General features: G+C 68.1%; 4 protein-coding genes. All 4 read right to left on the bottom strand.

Annotated elements, in window-relative coordinates:
- The coding region (locus AC1D15_RS21115) for a glutamine synthetase family protein (protein WP_477827507.1) at positions 1-942 on the bottom strand (942 nt) is incomplete at its 3' end.
- An 80-nt stretch (positions 943-1,022) separates the two neighbouring features.
- Positions 1,023-1,811, bottom strand: coding sequence for a gamma-glutamyl-gamma-aminobutyrate hydrolase family protein (locus AC1D15_RS21110; protein ID WP_477827506.1), 789 nt, complete (start codon positions 1,809-1,811; stop codon positions 1,023-1,025).
- A 133-nt stretch (positions 1,812-1,944) separates the two neighbouring features.
- Complete coding sequence (locus AC1D15_RS21105; RefSeq protein WP_477827505.1) at positions 1,945-3,273, bottom strand: NAD(P)/FAD-dependent oxidoreductase; 1,329 nt, start codon at positions 3,271-3,273, stop codon at positions 1,945-1,947.
- A 54-nt stretch (positions 3,274-3,327) separates the two neighbouring features.
- A partial coding sequence (locus AC1D15_RS21100; protein ID WP_477827504.1) for an aminotransferase class III-fold pyridoxal phosphate-dependent enzyme occupies positions 3,328-3,896 on the bottom strand: 569 nt, incomplete at its 5' end.

The following is a 3,896-nucleotide window of genomic DNA, read 5'->3' as shown; positions in this document are numbered from 1 at the left end:
GTTGACGTAGGGCGCGAACAGCGCCATCGCCGCCGGCGTGTACTTCTGCAGCCCGCCGATGTACCAGAAGAACTCCTTCGACGGCGACCCGTCCTCGTTGCTGAAGATGTTCTTGCCGGTCAGCTTGCTGACGATGCTCTGGTGCACATGCATCGCGCTGCCCGGCTCGTTGGCCATCGGCTTGGCCATGAAGGTGGCGTASATCTSGTGGCGCAGCGCGGCCTCGCGGATCGTGCGCTTGAAGAAGAACACCTCATCGGCCAGCCCCAGCGGGTGGTCGTGGAAGAAGTTGATCTCCATCTGGCCGGCACCGACCTCGTGGATCAGCGTGTCGACGTTCAGCTCCATCTGCTCGCAGTACGCGTAGATGTCCTCGAACAGCGGGTCGAACTCGTTCACCGCATCGATCGAGTACGCCTGGCGCGAGGTCTCGGCGCGGCCGCTGCGGCCCTTCGGCGGGCGCAGCGGCTGGTTCGGGTCGGTGCTGCGCTCGATCAGGTAGAACTCCAGCTCGGGCGCGACCACCGGGTCCCAGCCCTCGGCGGCGTACAGGTCGCAGATGTTGCGCAGCACCGAGCGCGGCGCGTACGGAATCATCTTGCCGTCGCGGTCGAAGCAGTCGTGGATGACCTGTGCGGTCGGGTCGACCGCCCACGGCACGATGCGCACCGTGCTCGGGTCCGGCCGCAGGTGCATGTCGCGGTCGGTCGCGTGGATCACGTCGTAGTACGGGCCTTCCTCGGGGAATTCACCGGTGACGCCGATCGCGACGATCGCCTCCGGCAGCCGCATGCCGCGGTCCTCGGTGAATTTCTCGCGCGGCAGGATCTTGCCGCGGGCCACGCCGGTGAGGTCGGGCACCAGGCACTCGATCTCGGTCACGCGGCGGTCGTTGAGCCACTGCTCGAGGTCGCTGAAGTTGAAGTTGTTCTTGTCCACCATGGGATCACCTGTTTGTTTCGTTGGCCGCAAGCCAGGATGACCTGCGGTTGGGTCGAGCGTCAGGGCAGGGTGGAACGCACCTAACGGTCCGGGTCGCGGTGCGGCTCCCGGTGGCGGTCGCGGAACGACTGGCAGGCGGCGCCGAAGGCCTTGAACAGGCGCAGCGAGATCGGGTTCTGCGCGGCCTGCCATTCAGGGTGCCATTGCACGCAGAGGTTGAAGGACTTGGCCTCGGCCATCGAGAAGGCCTCGACCAGGCCGTCGGGCGCGCGGGCCTCGACGCGCAGGCCCGGCGCGAGCTTGTTGACGCCCTGGCCGTGCACCGAGTTCACCTGGAAGGCGGGCTTCTCGATGATGCCGGCGAGCGTGCCGCCGGGCACCACGGTGACCTCGTGCGCGAAGTCGTAGACGACCTCGGGCGGCGCGTCTTTCAAATGCGGCGCGCCGCGGTGGTCGCGCTGGCCCGGCACCTCCTGCACGGCCTGGTGCAGCGAGCCGCCGAGCGCGACGTTGGCCTCCTGGAAGCCGCGGCAGATCGCGAACAGCGGGATGCCGCGCTCGAGCGCACGCGGGATCATCGGCAGCGTCCAGTCGTCGCGGTCGCGGTCGAGCGGCAGCGTGGCGTCGCGCACCTCTTCGCCGAAGTGGCTCGGGTGCACGTTCGATGGCGATCCGGTGAGCAGCACGCCGTCGGCGACGTCGAGCAACTCGTCGATCTCGGCCGGGGTGGACGAGGGCACGACCAGCGGCAGGCAGCCTGCCAGGCGCACCGCGTCGATGTATTTCTTGCCGGCGATGTGGAAGGGGTGCTGCCCGACCATTCGGTTGCACGCGGGAATCAGGACGACCGGCTTGTTCAGTGTTTTCATTGGGCTTGCTGCGCGTCGCTTGTTGAGCGGCAACACACTGGGCTTACTGGCAACGCAAGACAGAACACAAGAGACAGCGCAAGAGGAGCAATGAGTGTGCCCGCGCCGAATGCAAAGTCAATCGGCAGCCACCTCACAGCATGTCCCTCAGGCGGTAGTACGCCATCCCCATCACGAGGGCCGGCGTGCGCAGCAGCGGGCCGCCGGGGAACGTGCGGTGGCGCAGCTTCGCGAAGGTGTCGAAGCGGGCCGCGTGGCCGTCGATCGCCTCGGCGACGAGCTTGCCGGCGAGGCCCGTCAACGCGAGCCCGTGGCCCGAGAAGCCTTGCAGGTAGTAGATGTTGTCGTGGTGCGGTTTCGAGGCCGCGGCTGCACCCTCGGTGGGCAGCCGCCCGAAATCGGGCGCGCGGTTCATGCTGATGTCGACGAAGCCGCCCCACGAGAACTCGACCGCGGTGTCCTTCAACTGCGGGAAGCTGCGCGCCATGCGGCGCTGCATGCTGGCCGCGAGGTTGAGCGGTGTGCTGGTGCTGTAGCTGACGCGCCCGCCGTACAGCATGCGGTGGTCGGGCGTCGGGCGGAAGTAGTCGAGCACGAAGTTGGTGTCGCACACCGCCGCGCGCGACGGGATCAGCGAGCGGGCGAGATCCGGATCGACGGGCTTCGAGGCCACGATGTAGGTGCCGACCGGCATGATGCGGCGTTCGAGCTGCGGCGCGAGGCCTTGCAGGTAGACGTTGCCGGCGAGCAGCACGTGCTTCGCGCGCACTTCGCCTTGCGGCGTGGTCAGCCGCACCGTGGGGCCGGGCGTGATCGACGTGACCGGCGACTGCTCGAACAGCTGCACGCCGACGCTCGCCGCGGCACGTGCCAGGCCCAGGCTGTACTTCAGCGGATGCAGGTGGCCGGAGCGCGCATCGTGAGCGCCGCTGTGGAAACGCGGGCTCGCGATCCACTGCGGCAGCTCGGCCGGCGTGATCCAGGTGGTGTCGTGGTCGTAGCGCTCGCGCATCAGCACGTGCCAGTCGTGCAGCTCGCGCGCCTTGCGCGAGTTGATGGCCAGGCTCAGGTAGCCGGATTGCCAGTCGCAGTCGATCGAGAAACGCTTGCAGCGCTGGTGGATGAGATCAAGCGCCTCGAGCGTCATCGCCCACACCTGGCGCGAGGCGTCGAGGCCGAGCTGGTCCTCGATCACCGTCTGCTCGCAGGCGAGGCCGGCGATGGCCTGGCCGCCGTTGCGGCCCGAGGCGCCCCAGCCGACCTCACGGGCTTCGAGCAGCGCGACGCGGTAGCCGCGGTCGGCCAGCTCGATCGCTGCCGAGAGCCCCGCGAGGCCGCCGCCGACGACGGCGACATCGCAGTCGAGCGACGACGACAGCATGGGAAAGCCCGCCGTCCGCTGCACGGTCGCGGCGTAGTACGAGTGGCGGGTGAGATCGCTGTCGGCGCTCAGGAAGCTCATACGGTAGGCGCTAGGCAATGCCCTTTGGTGTGCGGTTGAAAGGAGGGGGCATGTTCAGGCCGCGCGCTTGATCGCGTCGGACAAGGTGCCGATCAGCTGGTCGATGTGCTTGTTCTCGATGATCAGCGGCGGCGACAACGCGATCGTGTCACCGGTGGTGCGGATCAGCAGGCCCTTCTCCCAGCAGTCGAGGAAGACCGAGAACGCGCGCTTGCCGGGCTGGCCGTCGATCGGCGCGAGCTCGATGCCGCCGACCAGGCCCAGGTTGCGCACGTCGATCACGTTCGGCAGGTCTTTCAGCGAATGCACCGCGCGCTCGAAGGTGGGCGCCATGGCTTCACCGCGCGTCAGCAGGCCTTCGTCGGCGTAGGTGTCCAGCGTGCCGAGTGCCGCGGCGCAGGCCAGCGGGTGCGCCGAGTAGGTGTAGCCGTGGAAGAACTCGATGGCCTGCTCGGGGCCGTTCATGAAGGCATCGTGCACATGCTGCTTCGCGAACACCGCGCCCATCGGCACCGCGCCGTTGGTCAGGCCCTTGGCGACCGTCATCAGGTCGGGCGTGACGCCGAACTTGGTGGCCGCGAACGGCGCGCCCAGGCGGCCGAAGCCGGTGATGACCTCGTCGA

It is taken from the genome of Rhizobacter sp. P2_H2 (genome assembly GCF_056403375.1).
The sequence above is the reverse complement of the archived record's forward strand: the minus strand, read 5'-3'. Positions and strand labels throughout refer to the sequence as shown.

What these genes read in the sequence shown, in the direction of transcription:
- AC1D15_RS21110 (WP_477827506.1), bottom strand. Translation starts at nt 1,811, where the DNA reads ATGAAAACACTGAACAAGCCGGTCGTCCTGATTCCCGCGTGCAACCGA.
- AC1D15_RS21105 (WP_477827505.1), bottom strand. Translation starts at nt 3,273, where the DNA reads ATGAGCTTCCTGAGCGCCGACAGCGATCTCACCCGCCACTCGTACTAC.